16 protein-coding genes are annotated in these 20,167 nt (G+C 70.1%); 7 read left to right on the forward strand and 9 right to left on the reverse strand.

The annotated features are described in order from the left end of the window. Positions 1–1,365: a sensor histidine kinase gene (locus tag ACODT0_RS24235; RefSeq protein ID WP_057597069.1), complete on the forward strand. Its 1,365-nt coding sequence runs from the start codon at positions 1–3 to the stop codon at positions 1,363–1,365. 16 nt (positions 1,366–1,381) lie between these two features. Here ACODT0_RS24235 and ACODT0_RS24240 read toward each other — a convergent pair whose 3' ends face one another. From ACODT0_RS24240 to ACODT0_RS24250, 3 genes are all read right to left on the reverse strand, one after another. After that, on the reverse strand, positions 1,382–1,804 hold the full coding sequence (locus tag ACODT0_RS24240) for an acyl-CoA thioesterase (RefSeq protein ID WP_057597070.1): 423 nt from the start codon (positions 1,802–1,804) through the stop codon (positions 1,382–1,384). Then, complete coding sequence (locus tag ACODT0_RS24245) at positions 1,801–2,631, reverse strand: EamA/RhaT family transporter (protein ID WP_412179531.1); 831 nt, start codon at positions 2,629–2,631, stop codon at positions 1,801–1,803. The genes ACODT0_RS24240 and ACODT0_RS24245 overlap by 4 nt, the downstream gene beginning before the upstream one ends. A 77-nt stretch (positions 2,632–2,708) precedes the next feature. Beyond that, positions 2,709–3,491, reverse strand: a complete 783-nt coding sequence (locus ACODT0_RS24250) for an SDR family oxidoreductase (RefSeq protein ID WP_489042494.1) — start codon at positions 3,489–3,491, stop codon at positions 2,709–2,711. 138 nt (positions 3,492–3,629) lie between these two features. Between ACODT0_RS24250 and ACODT0_RS24255 the strand changes: the two genes are divergently transcribed. After that, positions 3,630–5,333: an electron transfer flavoprotein-ubiquinone oxidoreductase gene (locus tag ACODT0_RS24255; protein ID WP_489042495.1), complete on the forward strand. Its 1,704-nt coding sequence runs from the start codon at positions 3,630–3,632 to the stop codon at positions 5,331–5,333. Between the two features lie 131 nt (positions 5,334–5,464). On the opposite strand, the gene ACODT0_RS24260 is transcribed toward ACODT0_RS24255, so the two are convergent. The 5 genes from ACODT0_RS24260 to ACODT0_RS24280 all read right to left on the reverse strand — a co-directional run bounded on the left by ACODT0_RS24260 (position 5,465) and on the right by ACODT0_RS24280 (position 13,682). Then, on the reverse strand, positions 5,465–6,541 hold the full coding sequence (locus ACODT0_RS24260; protein ID WP_489042496.1) for a hypothetical protein: 1,077 nt from the start codon (positions 6,539–6,541) through the stop codon (positions 5,465–5,467). 231 nt (positions 6,542–6,772) lie between these two features. After that, on the reverse strand, positions 6,773–10,429 hold the full coding sequence (locus tag ACODT0_RS24265) for a hydantoinase B/oxoprolinase family protein (RefSeq protein WP_489042497.1): 3,657 nt from the start codon (positions 10,427–10,429) through the stop codon (positions 6,773–6,775). Between the two features lie 45 nt (positions 10,430–10,474). After that, positions 10,475–11,782: an MFS transporter gene (locus ACODT0_RS24270; RefSeq protein WP_489042498.1), complete on the reverse strand. Its 1,308-nt coding sequence runs from the start codon at positions 11,780–11,782 to the stop codon at positions 10,475–10,477. A gap of 90 nt (positions 11,783–11,872) precedes the next feature. Then, complete coding sequence (locus ACODT0_RS24275) at positions 11,873–12,688, reverse strand: putative hydro-lyase (protein ID WP_489042502.1); 816 nt, start codon at positions 12,686–12,688, stop codon at positions 11,873–11,875. Between the two features lie 88 nt (positions 12,689–12,776). Next, on the reverse strand, positions 12,777–13,682 hold the full coding sequence (locus ACODT0_RS24280) for a LysR family transcriptional regulator (protein WP_057597662.1): 906 nt from the start codon (positions 13,680–13,682) through the stop codon (positions 12,777–12,779). An 86-nt stretch (positions 13,683–13,768) separates the two neighbouring features. Between ACODT0_RS24280 and denD the strand changes: the two genes are divergently transcribed. The 4 genes from denD (at position 13,769) to ACODT0_RS24300 (ending at position 17,716) form a co-directional block, all read left to right on the forward strand. Beyond that, a complete protein-coding gene (denD, locus tag ACODT0_RS24285) occupies positions 13,769–14,788 on the forward strand; it encodes a D-erythronate dehydrogenase (RefSeq protein WP_489042499.1) in 1,020 nt (339 codons plus the stop codon). Between the two features lie 64 nt (positions 14,789–14,852). Continuing rightward, positions 14,853–15,824 carry a TRAP transporter substrate-binding protein gene (locus tag ACODT0_RS24290; protein ID WP_057597664.1) on the forward strand — a complete coding sequence of 324 codons (972 nt, stop codon included), beginning with the start codon at positions 14,853–14,855 and terminating at the stop codon, positions 15,822–15,824. Positions 15,825–15,947: 123 nt separating this feature from the next. Further along, positions 15,948–16,442, forward strand: a complete 495-nt coding sequence (locus ACODT0_RS24295; RefSeq protein WP_057597665.1) for a TRAP transporter small permease — start codon at positions 15,948–15,950, stop codon at positions 16,440–16,442. Next, complete coding sequence (locus ACODT0_RS24300; protein WP_057597666.1) at positions 16,439–17,716, forward strand: TRAP transporter large permease; 1,278 nt, start codon at positions 16,439–16,441, stop codon at positions 17,714–17,716. The genes ACODT0_RS24295 and ACODT0_RS24300 overlap by 4 nt, the downstream gene beginning before the upstream one ends. A gap of 10 nt (positions 17,717–17,726) precedes the next feature. Here ACODT0_RS24300 and ACODT0_RS24305 read toward each other — a convergent pair whose 3' ends face one another. After that, complete coding sequence (locus ACODT0_RS24305) at positions 17,727–18,542, reverse strand: AraC family transcriptional regulator (protein ID WP_479670197.1); 816 nt, start codon at positions 18,540–18,542, stop codon at positions 17,727–17,729. Between the two features lie 140 nt (positions 18,543–18,682). Here ACODT0_RS24305 and ACODT0_RS24310 point away from each other — a divergent pair, with 140 nt between their 5' ends. Continuing rightward, positions 18,683–19,876, forward strand: coding sequence for an MFS transporter (locus ACODT0_RS24310; protein ID WP_489042500.1), 1,194 nt, complete (start codon positions 18,683–18,685; stop codon positions 19,874–19,876). Positions 19,877–20,167 lie beyond the last annotated feature (291 nt).

Consider the following 20,167-nt stretch of genomic DNA (forward strand, 5'->3'; position numbering starts at 1 on the left):
ATGACCGAAGCGGCGCGGCCTCGCGCGCGCAGCGAGCGCGACACCCTGGCCGGCCGGCTCACCCGCACGCTGATCCTGTGGGTCGGCGGCGTCTGGCTGCTGTGCGTGTTCGCGGTGGTCTGGTATGTGGACCGCGAGATCAACCACAACTTCGACAACGAACTGGTCGAGGTCTCGCACCGCATGTTCGCGATGGCGGTGCAGGAGCTCGAGAAGCTGCAGCACCCCGGCGAGGAGGCGCCGCGCGCGCCGCTGATCGCACCCAAGCAGCTGTTCTCGGAGGATGCGGTGATCTACCAGATCGTCGACCTGCACGAGCACGTGCTGCTGCGCTCGGCCGAGGCCCCCGAGGACACCTTCGACGTGCCGCTCGCGGCCGGTTTCGCGAACAACCCGAACTGGCGCATCTACACGGTGCGCCATCCCACGCTGGGCCTGTTCTTCCAGGTGGCCGATCCGCTCGACGAGCGCCGCCGCGCGCTCAACCGCACGCTGTTCGGGCTGATCATCCCTTTCGGCGCGGTGCTGCCGCTCTTGGCGCTGGTGCTGCGCAACGTGGCGCGCACCGAGCTGCGCGTGCTGCAGCAGCTCACCGGCGAGATCGAGAAGCGCAGCGGCGCCGACCTGCGCCCGATCGCCCTGCCGAACCTGCCGCGCGAGCTGCGCACCGTCGGCGACCACGTCAACCTGCTGCTGCAGCGCCTGTCGCATTCGCTCGACGTCGAGCGCGCGCTGGCGGCCAATGCCGCGCACGAGCTGCGCACGCCGCTGGCGGCCGCGCGGCTGCGGCTGCAGACCGCGCTCGAACACGACCTGCAGCGCAACGACGTGCAGGCCGCGCTCGACGCGCTGCGCACCCTGAGCCACCGCGCCGAGAAGCTGCTGCAGCTCTCGCGCGCCGAGTCGGGCGCCTCGTTCGCGCGCGAGCGGGTCGACCTGGTGCAACTGGCCGGCACGGTGGCCCAGGAGTTCTGGCAGGACCCTCAGCATGCCGAGCGCCTCGCGCTCAAGGTGCCCGACAGCGTGGCGCCGGTGGCCCTGGGCGATGTCGACGCGCTCGCGATCGCGCTGCGCAACCTGGCGGAGAACGCGCTGCGCTACGGCGGCGACGGCCGCGTCGTGATCGAGGTGATGGCGCCCTGCGTGCTCGCGGTGCGCGATGCCGGCCCGGGCGTCAACGCCGAGCAGCTCGCGACCTTGCGCGAACGCCATGTGCGCCACAGCTCCGACCGCGCCGGCTACGGCCTGGGCATCTCGATCGTGAGCACCATCGTCGAGAAGCACGGCGCGAAGCTCGAGCTGGCTTCGCCACCGGCGGGCGCGGCCCACGGCTTCGAGGCACGGATCGTGCTGCGGCCGGCCTGAGGGCCGGCGCCAACCCTCAGTCGCTCACCAGCGCGCGCAGCCAGTCGGGCAGCGCCAGCGCCTTCTGCTTCGGGAAGTCGACCCAGATCGTGGTCGCCCCGCCGGCCGCGCAGATCACCTCGGGCTGGTCGGCGCGCGCCATCGTGGCCCAGCTCTCGAAGGTGGTGCGGCCCGGGTCGCTCACGTACATCCTGAGCAGCACGTTGCCCGGGTACTCGATCTGGCGGTAGAAGTTGCAGAAGGCATTCACGATCACCATGCCCTCGCCGCCGGGCTCGGGTTCGAAGCCGATCGAATGCATCCAGTCGATGCGCGCGGTCTCGAGGTAGCGGAAGTAGCTGGCATTGTTGAGATGGCCCATCGCGTCCATGTCGCCCCAGCGGATCGGGATCGACATTTCGTAGACCAGTTTCTTCTTCTCGGGGATTTCGATTCTCATCGGTGGGCCTTGATCGAGGCGAGGATGCCGAGGACGAACAGCAGCGCCGCCACCAGCTCGGTGGCCTGCGGCCAGCGGCCGTCCCAGACGAAGGAATAGACCAGCGCGAACAGCGTCTCGCTCACGATGAGCTGGCCGCAGAGGCTGGCCGACAGCCGCTGGCTCGCGAGGTTCCAGAGGATGGTGGCGAGCCACGAGGAGCCGAAGCCGCCCGCGAGCGCCAGCACGACGAACAGCAGGCCATCGGGCTGGGCCCGCAGCGCCGCGAGCTCGCTGCCGGCCGCGAGCCAGAGGCCGATGGCGCCCAGGCCGGTGGCGATGCCGAGCCAGTTGGCCCAGTCGGCCGCGTGGATCTCGATGTGGCGCTGCAGCCAGGCCGCGTTGAGCAGGCCGTAGACGGTCCAGCTCGCCATCGCGCCGAGCGAGAGCACGATGCCCCAGGCGAAATGCCCGCCGCCGTGCGCACCGCCCTGCCGGGCCGACCAGGCGCCCCAGATCATCAGCGCGATGCCGGCGCCGGTGAGCAGCAGGCCGGGCAGCAGCGCGGCCATGCGCAGCCCCGGCGGGCGGCCCAGCAGCATCATCCAGACCGGGATGGTGCCGATGATGAGGCTCGGCACCTCGGTACCCGCGGCCACGATGCCGAAGGCCAGCAGCAGGTAGTAGCCGCTGAAGCCCAGCACGCTGAGGCCGAGCGCGGCCAGCGCCTGGCGCCCCGTGGGCCAGCGCCGCGCCGCTGGCCGCGCGAACACGGCCAGCGCCGACACGGCGCCGAAGACGGCGAAGCGCGCCGAGACGATGTCGACCATGGCGAAGTGCCCGACCATGCGCGGCACGACGAACACCAGCCCCCAGAGCGCGCCCGCGCCCAGGCCGGCCGCGATGCCGATCCAGGCGCGCGGGCTCAGAGCGCGAACCCGTCGGCGGCCGCGATCACGGCGCCGTTCACGAAATGGCTCTGGCCGCTGGCCAGCAGCACGATCAGGCCGTCGAGGTCCTCGGGCTTGCCCACGCGCTTGCGCGGCAGCATGCTCACGAGCTTGGCGCCGCCCTCGGTGCTCCAGTGCGATTCGTTGATCTCGGTCTCGATGTAGCCCGGGCACAGCGCGTTGACGTTGATGCCGAAGCGGCCCCATTCGAGCGCCATGGCCTTGGTCATCTGGATCAGCGCGGCCTTGCTCATGGCGTAGACGCCGATCTGCGGCAGCACCTTGAGCCCGGCCACCGAGGCGATGTTGATGATGCGCCCGCCGATGTAGGTGCCCGGCGCCGCGCCCTTGGCGCGCGCCAGCATGCGCTTGCCGACCTCCTGCGCGACGAAGAACGAGCCCTTGAGGTTGGCGTCGAAGATGAAGTCGTAGTCCTCGGGCGTCACGTCCTGCAGCCGCTGGGTGGTGCTCACGCCCGAGTTGTTGACCAGCACGTCGATGGCGCCGACCTCGGTCTCGGCGCGCGCCACCGCGGCCTTGATGCTGGCCATGTCGGTCACGTCGAGCTCGACCACGTGGGCGTCGCCGCCCTCGCCCTGGATGCGGGCGCGCAGCTCCTTGAGCTTGTCGACGCGCCGGCTCGCGAGCACCACGGCGGCACCCGCGCGCGCCAGCGTTTTCGCGAACTGCGCGCCGAGGCCGCTCGAGGCGCCGGTGACGAAGGCCACGCGGCCCGAGAGATCGATGCTGTACGCCATGGAGTGCTGTTCCTGTGGAGTCGCCAAGGCGACGTGAAAACACGGGCGACACGCCCCGCGGGGCGGCCCGTGGCGCCCGCATAAAATGCCCGGCAGCCACGAAGCGCCAGTGCCTCCCATCATATCGACGAGACCCCCATGACCCACGACGAAATCCTTGCCCAGTACGGTCCCCGCGAAGCCATGGAGTACGACGTCGTTGTCGTCGGTGGCGGGCCGGCCGGCCTCTCGACCGCGATCCGCCTCAAGCAGCTCGCCGCCCAGCACGAGAAGGAGGTCTCCGTCGTCGTGCTCGAGAAGGGCTCGGAGCCCGGCGCCCACATCCTGTCGGGCGCCATCATGGACCCGCGCGCGCTCAACGAGCTGCTGCCCGACTGGAAGGAACTCGGCGCGCCGCTGAACCAGCCCGTGACCGACGACGCGATGGTGTTCCTCGGCGAGAAGGCCAGCCTGCGCACGCCCAACGCCTTCCTGCCCGACTGCTTCCAGAACCACGGCAACTACATCATCAGCCTCGGTGCCTTCACCAAGTGGCTGGCGCAGCAGGCCGAGAACCTCGGCGTCGAGATCTTCCCGGGCTTCCCGGCCGCCGAGGTGCTCTACGACGAGAAGGGGGCCGTGCGCGGCGTCGCCACCGGCAACATGGGTGTCGGCAAGGACGGCGAGCCGACCGAGAACTTCCAGCTCGGCATGGAGCTGCTGGGCAAGTACACGGTGTTCGCCGAGGGCGCGCGCGGCCACCTGGGCCGCCAGCTGATCGCCAGGTTCAAGCTCGACGAGGGCAAGGATCCGCAGACCTACGGCCTGGGCGTCAAGGAAGTCTGGGAGATCGATCCCAAGCGCCACGAACCCGGCTTCGTGCTGCACACGGCCGGCTGGCCGATGAAGAGCGACACCTACGGCGGCGCCTTCCTTTATCACATGGAGGACAACAAGGTCACCATGGGCTTCATCACGGGCCTGGACTACAGCAACCCCTACCTGAGCCCGTTCGAGGAAATGCAGCGCTGGAAGCTGCACCCCAACATCCGCTGGTACCTCGAAGGCGACGAGGCCAAGGGCATCAAGCCGGCCAAGCGCATCGGCTATGGCGCGCGCGCGATCACGGCCGGTGGCCTGCAGTCGCTGCCCAAGACGGTGTTCCCGGGCGGCGCGCTGGTCGGCTGCGAGGCCGGCTACCTCAACGTGAGCCGCATCAAGGGCAGCCATGCCGCGATCAAGACCGGCATGCTCGCCGCCGAGGCCGCCTTCGACGCGCTGCAGGCCGGCCGCCAGCACGACGAGCTCACGGCCTACCCGGCGGCCTTCGAGAAGAGCTGGCTGCATGCCGAACTCAAGAAGGCGCGCAACTTCAAGGCCTGGTTCAAGAAGGGCCTGCTGGTCGCGACGCTGATGAACGGCATCGAGCAATGGCTGCTCAAGGGCAACATCCCCTGGACCCTGCGCCGCACCAAGCCCGACCACCAGTACCTGAAGCCGGCTTCGGAATGCCAGCCGATCGCCTACCCCAAGCCCGACGGCAAGCTCACCTTCGACCGGCTCTCGAGTGTGTTCATCAGCAACACCAACCACGAGGAACAGCAGCCGGCCCACCTGACGCTGAAGGACGCGTCGGTGCCGGTCAACGTCAACCTCGCGAAGTTCGCGGGCCCCGAAAGCCGCTACTGCCCGGCGGGCGTGTACGAGTTCGTGCCCGACGAGGCCAGCGCGGGCAAGCAGCGGCTGCAGATCAATGCGCAGAACTGCGTGCACTGCAAGACCTGCGACATCAAGGACCCGACGCAGAACATCGTGTGGGTCACGCCTGAAGGGGGCGGCGGGCCCAACTACGTGGGGATGTAAGGTCTGTTCTTCTGGGGCCCTCTTCGGAGGGCCTTCTTGTTTTCGTTCGGGGCGCGTGCACAGGACAGCGGGTACTTCCCTCCGCGAATGTCCCCCGGCCTTCGGCCTCCTCCTTGATTTCGCTGCGGGGGTCAGGCGAGGTAGGTGGCTACCTCGTCGGCCGTGAGGAAGCGCACTACCGTCACCTGTGGCTTCTGCTCCGAATGGAAGGCCTGGTTGAAACCGTTCCAGCCGCGCGCGGGCTTGTCCTCGGTCTCCAGCGCGACGAGCACCAGCCTTCCCTGCCGGCGCGCGTTCTCGCGCAAAGTCCCCTCGCCCCAGGCCCAGGCCATGCGGTCGACGAGTTCACCACCGGCATAGGCCTTGGCCTGCAGCCAGAGGTACTGGGCCGAATCGCTGTCGCGCGGCTCGTCGTCGGCACCGAGACGATCGGCCAGCGGCTGCCGGATGCCCAGGGTCTTCGCATGCACGCTGAACAGCTCCTGCAGCAGCGAGAAGGCGTGGAAGTTGTTGTTGATGCCGTGGGCACGCACGATCATCCCCGCGTTCGAGGCCGGCAGCAGCACGACCAGCTCGTCCTCATAGGCCATCTGGGCGGTGCGGTGCAGGAAGTGCAGTTCCTCGAAGGGCAAGGTGCCGTTGACCGACAACGCCTCGATGCGCGCGCACAGTGCCTCGTCGGCCAGCAGCTCGCGATGGTTGCGGACATCGCGCATCAGCATCGCCATCAGCGGCAGCACCAGCAGGTCGACCGCCTGCCGGCTCGCTTCGACCTGCAGGCGCTCGGCCGGCGGCAGCGCTTCGAGCGCGGCTTCGGCGGCGCGCCAGGCGAGGACGTCGGCCGGCTCCTCCTCGGACGCTTCTTCTTCGTCGTCCTCCATCGGCTCCGCGGCGCAATAGGGTGCGAGCGATTCGAGCAGTCGGGCCAGGCGTCGCAGCGCCGCCGGAAACAGCAACCGCGGATCGGCGCCGTTCTCCACCAGCCCGCCGCAAAGAATCGCGAACAGCGCGGCACGCAGCGGATGCAGGTCGGGCAGCAGCGCGGTCGCGGCCTCCAGCACCTCGTCGCCCGTGCCCTCCTTCACCGTCGCGCGGTAGAAGTCGGACACCGCATCGCGATCGAAGAAGGTCGCCTGGGCATCGAGGTCGTCCTCGTGCTGCACGGGCAGGCGCAGGGTCGCGAGAAAATCTGGGGGCAGCGCTTTCATGCGCGAGAGGGTAGCGCAGGCTCCTGTGCCTATCCAATGCGTTCGTGCTTGGTCACGCCTTTCTTGTTACCGGGGGCGCTGCGGTGGTGCCGGCGGCCCAACAACCATTGCGTCCAGGCGCGTGTCGATGGGGTACTCCCCACAGCGAAATAAAGGAGGAGGCCGCAGGCCGGGGGACATTCGCGGAGGGGAGTACCCCGTCGGCGCGCGCCCGCCCCAGACCTCAAGGCCTCAACCCTGAACAGCGCCCCACCCACCCCCACCAGGCGTCTCGATCACGAACACATCCCCCGCCCCCATCTGCACCTGCCCGATGTGATCCAGAGGCTCGACCGTTCCATCGGCCCGCTCCACACGATTGATCCCCACCGCGCCCGCTTCGCCACCCGAACCACCGAACGCACCATGGTGCCGCCCATTGCTGAGGATCGACGCCGTCATCGGTGCCAGGAACCGAACCCGCCGCACACCGCCGTCACCACCACGCCAGCGCCCCGCACCACCCGACCCCGAACGCAGGCTGTAGCTGTCGAGACGCACCGGGTAACGGAACTCCAGCACCTCCGGATCGGTGAGCCGCGAGTTCGTCATGTGGGTCTGGACCACGCTCGTGCCGTCGAAGCCCTCGCCCGCGCCCGAACCGCCCGAGATGGTCTCGTAGTACTGGTGCGCGCCATCGCCGAAGGTGAAGTTGTTCATCGTGCACTGGCTCGCTGCCATCACGCCCAGCGCACCATAGAGCGCATTGGTCACGCAGCTCGAGGTTTCGACATTGCCGGCCACCACCGCCGCGGGCGGCAACGGGTTCAGCATGCAGCCGCTGGGCACGATGACCTCGATCGGTTTCAGGCAGCCCGCGTTGAGCGGAATGTCGTCGTCGACCAGCGTGCGGAACACATAGAGCACCGCCGCCATCGTGATCGCGCGCGGCGCATTGAAGTTGTTCGGCAACTGCGCGCTCGTGCCGCTGAAGTCCACCGTCGCCGAACGCGCGGCCGCATCGACCTTCATGCGCACCTGGATGCGCGCGCCGTTGTCCAGCGGCAGCACGAACTCGCCGTCCTTGAGCGCCGTGATCACGCGACGCACCGACTCCTCGGCGTTGTCCTGCACATGGCCCATGTAGGCCGCCACGGTCTCGCGGCCGAACTGCGCCACCATGGCCTGCAGCTCCTGCACGCCCTTCTCGTTGGCCGCGATCTGCGCGCGCAGGTCGGCCAGGTTCTGTTCGATGTTGCGCGAGGGATGCGCGCCGCCGCCGAGCAATGCGCGGAGTTCGACCTCGCGCAGCCGGCCGCCCTCCACCAGCTTGAAGTTGTCGATCAGCACGCCCTCCTCGCCGATGGTCTTCGAGAACGGCGGCATCGAGCCCGGCGTGATGCCACCCACGTCGGCATGGTGGCCGCGCGAGGCCACGTAGAACGAAGGCCGTGCATCGGCCGCGTCGAGGTAGACGGGCGTCACCACCGTGATGTCGGGCAGGTGCGTGCCGCCGTGGTAGGGGTCGTTGAGCACGAACACGTCGCCGGGCTTCATGTCGGGGTTGCAGGCGATCACGGTCTTGATCGACTCGCTCATCGAGCCCAGGTGCACCGGCATGTGCGGTGCATTGGCGATCAGGTTGCCCTCGACGTCGAACAGCGCGCACGAGAAATCGAGCCGCTCCTTGATGTTGACCGAGTAGGCCGTGTTCTGCAGCCGCAGCCCCATCTGCTCGGCGATGTTCATGAAGAGGTTGTTGAAGACCTCGAGCATCACCGGGTCGGCGCGCGTGCCGATCGCATGGCTGGTGGCGCGCTCGCGCACGCGGTGCAGCTCCACGCCGTCGGCCGTGGCGCGTGCCTGCCAGCCGGGTTCGACCACGGTGGTGGCGTTGCGCCCGGCCAGGATCGCCGGGCCGTCGACCACCGCACCGGGGCGCAGCGCGGCCTCGTCGAACAGCGCGGCATCGCGCCAGCCCGCGGCGGCTTCGTCGGCCTCGCAGTACATGCGCACGGCCGCGAGCGACTCGGGCACATGCGATTCGGCCGCGCCGGCCGCGGCGGCGGCGCGCGTGCGCTCGCCGGCGCCGACGGCCTCGACCGCCACCGCCTCGATCACCAGCGCGCGCTCGCTCATCAGGAACGCGAAGCGCCGGCGGTAGGCCTGCTCGAACTCGTCGCGCATCGCGGCGATGGCTTCGGCGGCCGGCGTGTCCATCGGCAGCGCGCAGGGCAGCGCGGTGTCGGTCCCTTCGTAGCGCAGCTGCACGCGATGCCGCACCTCGATCGCGGCTTCCGCCACGCCCTGCCCGCGCAGTTCCTCCACGGCCTGCCCGGCCAGGCCGATGGCCGCCTCGCGCGCCTCGGCCAGGCCCGCCGCGTCGAGCCGGCGCTCGAGCGCGCGCTCGCGCAGCGCCAGCTGGTCGGCCAGCCCCATGCCGAAGGCCGAGAGCACGCCCGCCAGCGGATGCAGGTAGACGCTGCGCATGCCCAGCGCATCGGCCACCAGGCAGGCATGCTGGCCGCCCGCGCCGCCGAAGCACTGCAGCGTGTATTGCGTGACGTCGTAGCCGCGCGCCACCGAGATCCGCTTGATCGCATTGGCCATGCTCGCCACCGCGATGCGCAGCGCGCCGCTCGCGACCTCCTCGGTACCGACCGCGCGGCCCGTGGCCTCGGTCATGCGCCGTGCCATCGCAGCGAAGCCGCGCTCGGCCGCGTCGCGGTCCAGCGGCTGGTCGGCGCCCGGGCCGAACACCCGCGGGAAGTGCGCGGGCTGGATCTTGCCGAGCAGCACGTTGGCGTCGGTGGTGGTCAGCGGGCCGCCGCGGCGGTAGCTCGCGGGGCCGGGATTGGCGCCGGCCGACTCGGGCCCGACGCGCAGCCGCGCGCCGTCGAAGGAGACGATCGAGCCGCCGCCGGCCGCCACCGTGTGGATGCTCATCATCGGCGCGCGCATGCGCACGCCGGCCACCTGGGTCTCGAACGAGCGCTCGAACTCGCCCGCGTAGTGCGACACGTCGGTGGAAGTGCCGCCCATGTCGAAGCCGATCACGCGCGCATGGCCGGCATCGAGCGCGGTGCGCACCATGCCGACGATGCCGCCGGCCGGGCCCGAGAGGATCGCGTCCTTGCCCTGGAAGCGGTTCGCCTGCGTGAGCCCGCCCGAGCTTTGCATGAAGAACAGCGGCACGCCCGGCATCTGCTGCGACACCTGCTCGACATAGCGGCGCAGGATCGGGCTCAGGTAGGCGTCGACCACCGTCGTGTCGCCGCGCGGCACCAGCTTCATCAGCGGGCTGGTCTTGTGCGACACCGACACCTGCGTGAAGCCGATGGCGCGCGCGATGCCTTCGGCCGCGAGCTCGTGCGCCGTGTGGCGCCAGCCATGCATGAAGACGATCGCACAGGCGCGCAGGCCCTCGTCGAAGGCGGCCTGCAGCTGCGCGCGCAGCGGCGCCTCGTCGAGCGCCTGCACGGTGCCGCCCTGCGCGTCGATGCGCTCGTCGGCCTCGATCACGCGCCGGTACAGCAGCTCGGGCAGCACGATGCGGCGGTCGAACAGGCGCGGCCGCGCCTGGGTGGCGATGCGCAGCGCGTCGCGGAAGCCCTTCGTCGTGACCAGCACCGTGGGCTCGCCCTTGCGCTCGAGCAGCGCGTTGGTGGCCACCGTGGTGCCCATCTTCACGCACTCCACGCGCTCGGGCGTCACGGCCTCGCCCGGTGCCAGCTTCAGCAGGCGGCGGATGCCCTCGACGGCCGCGTCGCGGTACTGCTCGGGGTTTTCCGACAGCAGCTTGAGCGTGTGCAGGCCGCCCTCGGGATCGCGGCCCACGAGGTCGGTGAAGGTGCCGCCGCGGTCGATCCAGAACTGCCAGCGGGACGGGAGAAGGGTTTGCGTGGTCATGGGGAACAAGGATAGGTCTTCGCGAGAAAAGGGAGCGGAATCGGTTCAGTTCTGGCGCAGGTCGCGCCCGCGGGTCTCGGGCAGGCACAGCGCCACCACCACCACGATCGCATAGGCTACCGCCGCGCAGATGCCGATGGCCGTGCCCAGCGACAGGTGCATGCGGTCGCTCAGCACGCCGACCAGCGCCGGAAAGGTGGCGCCGATGCCGCGCCCGAAGTTGTAGCAAAAGCCTTGCCCGGAGCCGCGCAGCTCGTTGGGGAACAGCTCGGCCAGGAAGGCGCCCGCGCCGCTGAAGATGCCCGACATGAAGAAACCGAGCGGAAAGCCCAGCAGCAGCATCAGGCCGTCGGTGATCGGCAGCAGCGTGTAGGCATAGACCAGCAGGCCCGCGCCGATGGCGAACAGGATGAAGGCGCGGCGGCGGCCCAGCCGGTCCGACAGGTAGGCGCCGCAGAGGTAGCCGACGAAGGCGCCGACGATGAACATGAACTGGTAGCCGCCCGAGCCCAGCACCGTCAGGTGGCGCTCGTTCTTCAGGAAGGTCGGCAGCCACACGCCGATGGCGTAGTAGCCGCCCTGCATGCCGGTGAACAGCAGGCTGGCGAGCACCGTGGTGCCGAGCACGCCGGGCTTGAAGATCGCGAGGAAATTGCCGCTGCGCTCGCCGCGCGCCACGGCGGCGCGGGTCTGCACGTAGATCTCGGGATCGCTGATCGAGCGCCGGATGAAGACGATCAGCAGCGCCGGCAGCAGGCCCAGCAGGAACATCACGCGCCACGAGACCTCGGGCGGCAGGAACGAGAACAGCGCCATCGACACCAGCACCGCCGCGCCCCAGCCCACGGCCCAGCTGCTCTGCACCAGCCCGACCGCCTTGCCGCGATAAGCCGGCCGGATCATCTCGGCGATCAGCACCGAACCCACGGCCCATTCGCCGCCGAAGCCCAGGCCCTGCAGCGTGCGCGCCACCAGCAGCTGCCCGGGCGTCTGGGCCAGGCCGCAGGCGAAGGTGAAGATCGCGAACACCAGGATCGTGAGCTGCAGGATGCGCACGCGGCCATAGCGGTCGGCCAGGATGCCCGCGGCCCAACCGCCGAGCGCCGAGGCCACCAGCGTGGCGGTGCCGATCAGGCCGACCTCGGTCTTGCTCATGCCCCACAGCGACAGCAGGATCGGCGTGACCAGCGGCAGCGTGTAGTAGTCGAAGGCATCGACCGCGTAGCCGCTGAACGAGGCCGCGAGCGTGCGCTTCTCGTTCGGGTTCAGGGTGCGCAGCCAGTTGGCGTCGCCGGCCTCCGCCGTGCCGTCGCCGGGCGTCGGCGCGGTGGCCTCGAGGGTGCTGTTTTTCATGGTGTCTTCTCCAGGGTGGGTCGGGGCGGGAACGGCGCCGCGCGGTCCCTGCCCAGGGAACCGGCGGCGATCGGAACCAGGGGCGGCGCGCTACAGCGCGGCGAGCCGGTGGTGCGGCAGGTCGGTGACCAGCATCGCGCCCGGCGCATGCGTGATCGCCAGCGGCAGCCGCGCGGCCGCGAGCGCGGCCTGGGGCGTCACGCCGCAGGCCCAGAACACCGGCAGTTCGTCGGGCATCGTCTCGACGGCATCGCCGTACTCGGGGCGGCCGATGTCGCGGATGCCGATCAGCGCGGGATCGCCCAGGTGCACCGGCGCGCCGTGCACGGCCGGAAAGCGCGAGGTGATCTGCACCGCGCGGATCGCATCGGCCGCGCGCAGCGGCCGCATCGACACCACCAGCGGCCCGCTGAACGGACCGGCCGGCACCGTCTGCAGCCCGGTGCGGTACATCGCGACGTTGCGGCCCTGCGCCACGTGCCGCAGCGCGATGCCCTCGGCCAGCAGCGCATGCTCGAAGGTGAACGAGCAGCCGATGACGAAGCCGACCATGTCGTCGCGCCACAGCGCGCGCACGTCGGTGGGCTCGTCGGCCAGTTCGCCCTCGCGCCAGACGCGGTAGCGCGGCAGGTCGCTGCGCAGGTCGATGTCCTCGCCGAGCGCGGGGAGAGAGGGATCGCCGACCTCGGTCACGCCGAGCAGCGGACAGGGCTTGGGGTTGGCCTGGCAGAAGCGCAGGAAGTCGCCCGCGTACGCCTGCGGCAGGATCACGAGGTTGCCCTGCACGTGGGCGCTCGCCAGGCCGCTGGTGTGGCCGCTCAGGCGGCCGGTACGGGCGGCTTGCCGCACTTCGCGTGCGCTGCTCGCGCCGGTGGGCAGGGAGATCGATTCGTCGTTGGCTGGCATGGCGTTGGCGAGCGGCTGCATGTCTCTTCGTTGTGGTGGGCGGATTGTGGGAATCCGCGCGCCCGAACGCCAACGCAAAGTTTCTTGCTCAGCTCATCGATTTTTTCGATGACCCAGCGCGGTGCGATCCGTGCACCACGGCGGAGCTCACGGCGGCCTCGAGAAGCAACGAGGAAGGATCGTCGCGATAGCTCGCATAGATCGGCAACGGCTCCAGCGTGCCTTCGCTGGGCAGCACGCGCAGCGGCAGCCGCCGCGCGAGGCCATCGACCACCGCGCGCGGCAGGGTGGCCACGCCGAAGCCCGCCTCCACCAGCTGCGCCATCGCCGAGATCGAGGAGATCGCATGCACGCGCGGCGCCGCGCCGCCGGCCTCGCGGAAGAACTCGAGCAGCGCCACGTGCGGCTGCGAGCCGCGCTGGAAGGTCAGCAGGTCGAGCGACAGCAGGTCGGCGATGCGGTAGCGCCGCCGCAGGTGCAGCTCGCGGTGGCCGACGAAGCACATGGCCATCGGCGGCACCGCGCGCGTGCGCACGCCGTCGCCCACCGCGGGCAGCGCGGCGAACACCAGGTCCTGCTTGCCGCGCTGCAGCTGGTCGACCAGCACCGGCGTGGTTTCGACCGTGAGCTCGAGCTCGAAGTCCGGGTAGGTGGCCTGCATGTGCTTGAGCCAGCCGGTCAGCCAGCTGTGCACCACCGATTCGATCGCGCCCACGCGCAGCACCGTCTCGCGCACCGCGCCCGAGCCCATCTCGGCCTTGATGTGCATCTGCATCTCGAGCAGCTTCTGCGCGAAGGCATGGAAGCGCTGGCCCGCCACCGTGAGGCGGAACTGCTTGTCGCGGCGGTCGAGCAGCAAGGTGCCGAGCTCGCGCTCGAGCGCGGCGATGCGGCTGGACAGCGCGGACTGCGTGAGGTGCAGCTTCTCGGCGGCGCGCGTCACGCTCTTGAGGGCCACGGCCCAGTGGAAGGCTTCCACGAATCGGAGGTTCATCGTTCGGTTCGACGGACTGGCGAAGCCCCGAGTGTCGCGCCGGTCGCGCTTATCCTCGAACCCTCGACACGGAGACAAGGACCGACATGCAGATCGTCATCACCGGCGGCGCCGGCTTTCTGGGCGCCCGCCTCGCCCGCACGCTGCTCGCGCAAGGCAGCCTCTCGCTCGCGGGCGCGGCGCCCGCCCCCATCGCCAGGATCACCCTGGTCGACCGCGCGCCGCCGCCGGCCGACCTCGCGGCCGACCCGCGTGTCGCCTTCGTGACCGGCGACCTCAACGACCAGCTCGGCGCCGATGCCGACGCCACGCCCTGGCGCGAGGCCGCAGCCGTGTTCCACCTCGCGGCCGCGGTCAGCGGCGAGTGCGAGGCCGACTTCGACCTCGGCATGCGCAGCAACTTCGCCGCCACCCACGCCCTGCTCGAACGCCTGCGCGCACTCGGCACCCGGCCGGTGCTGGTGTTCTCGAGCTCGCTCGCGGTGTTCGGCGATTCGCCCGAGCAGCCGCTGCCGCCGGTGATCGACGACCGCACGCTGCCCACGCCGCAGACCAGCTACGGCATCCAGAAGTTCATCGGCGAGCAGCTGGTGGCCGACTTCACGCGCAAGGGCTTCATCCGCGGGCGCAGCGTGCGCCTGATGACGGTGAGCGTGCGCCCGGGCAAGCCCAACGGCGCGGCCTCGGGCTTCTTCAGCGGCATGATCCGCGAACCGCTGGCCGGGCTGCGCGCTGCCTGCCCGGTGCCCAACGAGACGCCGGTGGCCGTCGCCTCGCCGGCGCGCACCATCGAGGGGCTGATCCGCGCGGCCGAGGCGAGCGAGGCCGAATGGGGTCCGCGCACGGCCGTGAACCTGCCCTCGCTATCCACGACCGTCGGCGAGATGGCCGCGGCCCTCGAGCGCGTGGCCGGCCCGGCCGCGACCGCGCTGCTCGACCGCACGCCCGAGCCGACGATCCGGCGCATCGTGAAGTCCTGGCCCGGGCGCTTCGACACGCCGCGCGCCCGCGCGCTCGGGCTGGGTTCGGACGACAGCTTCGACGCGGTGATTCGCGAGTACGTCCGTGAAAATCCCGACGCGGTGAAGCTACCGCTTGTTGCATAGTCATGCCTTTGCGGCATGGCGCACCCCGCGCCGCCCGCTTCCCATAAATCCCAGGAGACTCCGAATGAAATTGACCCGACTGGCCGCTGGCCTGGTGCTGGGCATGGGCATGGCATGCGCGGCTTTCGCGCAGACGACCATGAAGATCAGTATCTCCGTGGCGCAGAACTCCCACCAGGGCGTGGCGATCGACACCTTCGCGAAGGAAGTCGAGAAGCGCACCGGCGGCCGCTACAAGGTCCAGACCTTCTACAACGGCTCGCTCGGCGGCGAGCGCGAGTCGATCGAGGCGGTGCAGCTGGGCACGCAGGAACTGGCCTTCTCCTCCACCGGCCCGATCCCCAACTTCGTTCCCGAGACCAAGATCCTCGACGTGCCCTTCCTGTTCCGCGACAAGGCGCATGCGCGCGCGGTGCTCGACGGCCCGATCGGCCAGGACCTGCTGACCAAGTTCGACGCCAAGGGCTTCAAGGCGCTCGCGTGGGCCGAGAACGGCTTCCGCCACATGACCAACAGCAAGCGCGACGTGAAGGCGCCCGAGGACCTCAAGGGCCTGAAGATGCGCACCATGGAGAACCCGGTGCACATCGCGGCCTACAAGGGCTTCGGCATCATCACCACGCCCATGGCCTTCCCCGAGGTGTTCACCGCGCTCCAGCAGGGCACGGTCGACGGCCAGGAGAATCCGCTGCCGGTGATCATCTCGGCCAAGTTCGACCAGGTGCAGAAGCACCTGACGCTGACCGGCCACGTCTACTCGCCCTGCATCTTCGTGATGAACAAGGCGGTGTTCGACAAGCTCAGCGCCGCCGACAAGCAGGCCTTCATCGATGCCGCCAAGGAAGGCACCAAGGCCAACCGCGCGCGCGTGGACGAGGACGACGCCAAGGGCGTGGCCGACCTGCGCGCCAAGGGCATGACGGTGATCGACAACGTCGACAAGGCCAGGTTCGTGGCGGCGATCGCGCCGGTCAACGCCCAGTTCGAGAAGGACTTCGGCAAGGCCAACCTCGACAAGATCCGCGACTTCAAGTGAGAGCGATGGCCCGCGCCGCGTGACCGTCGAACCCATCGACCGGCGCCCGGCCGAAGCCGCGCCCGCCAGGCACGACGCCCGGCGGGCGTTCCTGTTTTTGACTTCCCTCCCGGGACATTCCTGATGAAAAACAAGTTCCTCGGCCTGGAACGATGGACCACGATGGTGTCCATGGTCCTGGCCTGCGCGATGCTGGTGGTGGCCGCCTCGCTCGGCATGTTCCAGATCGTCACCCGCTTCGTGCTCGAGCAGCCCGCAGAGTGGAGCGAGATCCTGATCCGCGTGAGCCTGATCTGGATGGTCTTCCTCGGCATCCCGATGGCCTTCCGCCAGGGCGCCATGGTCAGCGTCGACGTGCTGTACCGCTGGAGCTCGCCGCGCACGCGCCGCATCCTCGACGCGGTGGTGAGCGTGGCCGCGCTCGCGCTCATGCTGGTCGTGCTGTGGTGGGGCTGGGACTACGCGATCCGCGGCCGCGTGCAGAGCATGGCCGGGCTCGAGAGCCTCTCGATGATCTGGGCCTACATGGCGCTGCCGGTCGGCGCGGTGTTCTCGCTGTTCGGCATCGTGGGCAACTACCTCGATCCCAAGCGCCTCGAACTGGAGACCGCGCAATGACCACGACCATGATCGCGACGATGGTGCTGTGCTTCGCACTGTCGGTATCGGTGGCCGTCTCGATCGGCCTGGCCTCGATCCTGGGCATCCAGGTCACGAACGCCAACATGCTGATCTCCGCCAAGGAGATGTTCAACTCGATCAACAAGTTTCCGCTCGCGGCGATCCCCTTCTTTATCCTGGCCGGCAACCTGATGGAAACGGGCGGCATCTCGCGCCGGCTGGTGGAGTTCGCCAAGAGCATCGTCGGCGGCATCCAGGGCGGGCTGCCGATGACCTGCGTGCTGACCTGCATGATCTTCGCGGCGGTCTCGGGCTCCTCGGTGGCCACCACCTTCGCGATCGGCGCCATCCTGATCCCCGCGCTCATCAAGCACGGCTACCCGACCTCCTACGCGGCCGCGCTGCAGGCCACCAGCGCCGAGCTCGGCGTGATCATCCCGCCCTCGATCCCGATGATCCTGTACGGCGTGAGCGCCGAGGTGTCGATCGGCGAGCTGTTCATCGCGGGCTTCGGCCCCGGCATCCTGATCAGCCTCGCGCTCATGCTGTTCGTATGGGTCTACTGCAAATGGAAGGGCTGGGGCAAGAACGACGGCGAGGGCCGCATGCCCTTCGGCCGCGCGCTGTGGCAGGCCGGCTGGGCGCTGCTGATGCCCGTCATCATCCTCGGCGGCATCTACGGCGGTATCTTCACGCCGACCGAGGCCTCGGCGGTGGCGGTCTTCTACGCGCTGATCGTGGGCATGGTGATCTACCGCGAGATCAAGTTCGCCGACCTGTTCGCGATCCTGCGCAAGTCGGTGCTGTCCTCGGCGGTGATCATGTTCATCATCGCCAACGCGGGGCTGTTCGCGTTCCTGATCACGCGCGCGGGCGTGCCCGACGCCATCGGCCACTGGCTGCAGGAAGTGTTGCAGTCGCCCGCGATGTTCCTGCTGGGCGTGAACGCGGCGCTGTTCGTGATCGGCATGTTCATCGAGACCAGCGCGGCGATCATCGTGCTCGCGCCCATCCTCGCGCCGGTGGCGCAGCACTTCGGCATCGACCCGGTGCACTTCGGCCTGATCATGGTGGTGAACCTGGCGCTGGGCATGATCACCCCGCCCTTCGGCGTGAACCTGTTCGCGGCCTGCACGGTGGCGCGCATCTCGCTCGACCGGATCGTGAAGCACCTGGTGCCCTTCGTGCTCGTGATCCTGGCCTGCCTGATGGTGATCACCTACGTGCCCTGGGTCTCGCTCGCGCTGCGCGACCTCGTGTACGCGCGCTGAGCGGGATCGCTCATCCGGCCCCCTCGGCGGGGCCGGGCGCCTGCAGGTACTGGCTCGGCGGCATGCCCAGCGTGCGCCGGAACATCGCGGCGTAGGCGCTCGGACTCTCGTAGCCGTGCGCCAGCGCCACCTCGAGGATCGAGGCCCCGGCCGCCAGCCGCGGCAGGCTGAGCAGCAGCCGCGCCTGCCGGCACCAGGCGCCGAAGTTCATGCCGGTCTCGCGCTGGAACAGCCGCGCCAGCGTGCGCGCATTCATGTGCAGCCGCTTCGCCCAGGCCTCGAGCGTGGCCGGCAGCGCGGGATCGCGCACCAGCTCCTCGCACAGCGCCGAAAGGCGCGCATGGCGCGGCATCGGCACGTGCAGCGAGAGCGCGGGCGCGCGCTCGATCTCGTCGAGGATCAGCTCCATCACGCGCTCGTCGCGCCCGCCGCGCGCGTAGTCCAGCGGCAGCGCGATCGCGCTCACGATGAGCTCGCGCAGCAGCGCGTCGACCGCGATCACGCGGCAGTCGGCGCCCAGGCCGGCGCGCGTGCCGGGCTCGACGAAGACGGTGCGCATGCGCACGTCGCCCGCCATGCGGATGCCATGGACCATGCCGGGCGGCACCCAGGCGCCGCGCCCCGGCGGCACCACCCAGCTGCCGGCCTCGGCGCGCACGATCATCACGCCCGAGATCGCATGGATCAGCTGGCCGCGCCGGTGGCTGTGCGGCGGGATTTCCGAATCGCCCACGGCATCGGTGGCCAGCACCGCGACGGCACGCGGCGTCGACTCGCCGTGCTCGGGACGCAAGTCGAAGGCGGCGGGCGGCTGCAGTTTGTCCATTTCTCGACGATCCTTGTTCATTCGTAGCGAGATCATCTTCGCATGGCTTCCTAGCATGGCCCGGCCTCGACACGAGGTTCCACCGAAAGGACTGATCGAATGCCATGCAATCCGCCACCCGCCACTCCGGGAGGCCACCGATGAACAAGGGCCGCCTCGGGCTTCTCACCGGCACCCACGCCGTCAACGATCTCTACCAGGGCCTGGTGCCCGCGCTGCTGCCGCTGATGGTGCTGGAGCGCGGCTACAGCTACACGGCCGTGAGCGGGCTGATGCTCGCGGCCACCGGGCTGTCGAGCGTGGTGCAGCCGCTGTTCGGCCTCTATGCCGACCGCCATCCGCGGCCCTGGCTGGTGCCGGTGGGCTTCCTGGTGGCGGCGCTGGGGCTGGTGCTGGCGGGCCTGGGCTCGAACTACCTCTGGACCTGGCTCGCGACCGTGCTGTGCGGCCTCGGCATCGCGGCCTATCACCCGAGCGCCACCGTGGCCGGGCGCGCGGCCGGCGGCGCCTCGCAGAAGGCGATGAGCGTGTTCTCGGTCGGCGGCACCATCGGCGCCTCGTTCGCGCCGGTGCTCGCCACCACCGTGGTCGGCGGCGGCGCGCTGTCGCGCAGCTACCTGCTCGGTCTGCCCGCGCTGGCGATGGGCGCCGTGTGGCTGCTGGCCAGCCGCGGCCAGGGCGCGGCGAACGCGGCGCGAGCCGGCGCGGCCCGGCGCGCGCAGGCCGCGGTGCAGCGTCCGCCGAACGACTGGCGCGCCTTCGCGCTGCTGGTGGCCACCATCGTCGGCTGGTCGATCCCCTACGTGACGGTGCTGTCGATGCTCTCGCTGCGCATCACGCGCGACCTGCACGGCTCGGCCTTCCAGGGCGCGGTGGCGCTGACCGGCTTCACCGCCGCCGGTGCCGTGGGCACCCTGCTGGGCGGCTGGCTCGGCGACCGCATCGGGCGCATGGGCACGATCCGCGCGGGCTACCTGCTCGCGGTGCCGGCCATGGCCGGGCTGGTGCTCGCATCCTCGCCCGCCTGGGCGCTGGCCTGCACGGCGCTGCTGGGACTGTGCATGTTCCTGCCCTTCGCGGCGCAGGTGACGCTGGCGCAGGACTACCTGCCGCGCAACCCGGCCACGGCCAGCGGCATCACGCTGGGACTCGCGCTCTCGGTGGGCGGCCTGGTGTCGCCGCTGTTCGGCCTGCTGTCCGATGCGCGCGGATTGGGCGTGACCTTGAGCGCGGTGCTGTGCGTGCTGTGCGTGGCGGCGCTGCTGTCGCTGCGCATGCGCAACCGCACGCCCGACACGGCCGCGATCTCGCCGCGCCCCGCGAGCGCCGCCTGAACCACGGGAACCGGTGAGTGCGCGAGCACCGGTCGTTGCGGCCACCGTACAGACGGGACGATCCGACACATGCGGGCCGGGTTTCACTGCCAGAATCGAAAATCGCCCCGGCGACCGGTTCCGACATCAACACCACCAGGACACGCGCATGAATCGATTCCTCCCCCGTCTCTCCGCAGGTGCCGTGCTCGCGGCGGCAGCGCTGGCCGCGATGGCGCCGGCCTTCGCGGCCGATGCGCCCGCGAAAGCGCCCGCACCTGCGGCTGCCGCCTCCGCCGCGGCGCCCGCGGC

It is taken from the genome of Variovorax sp. FG153, from assembly GCF_057809595.1.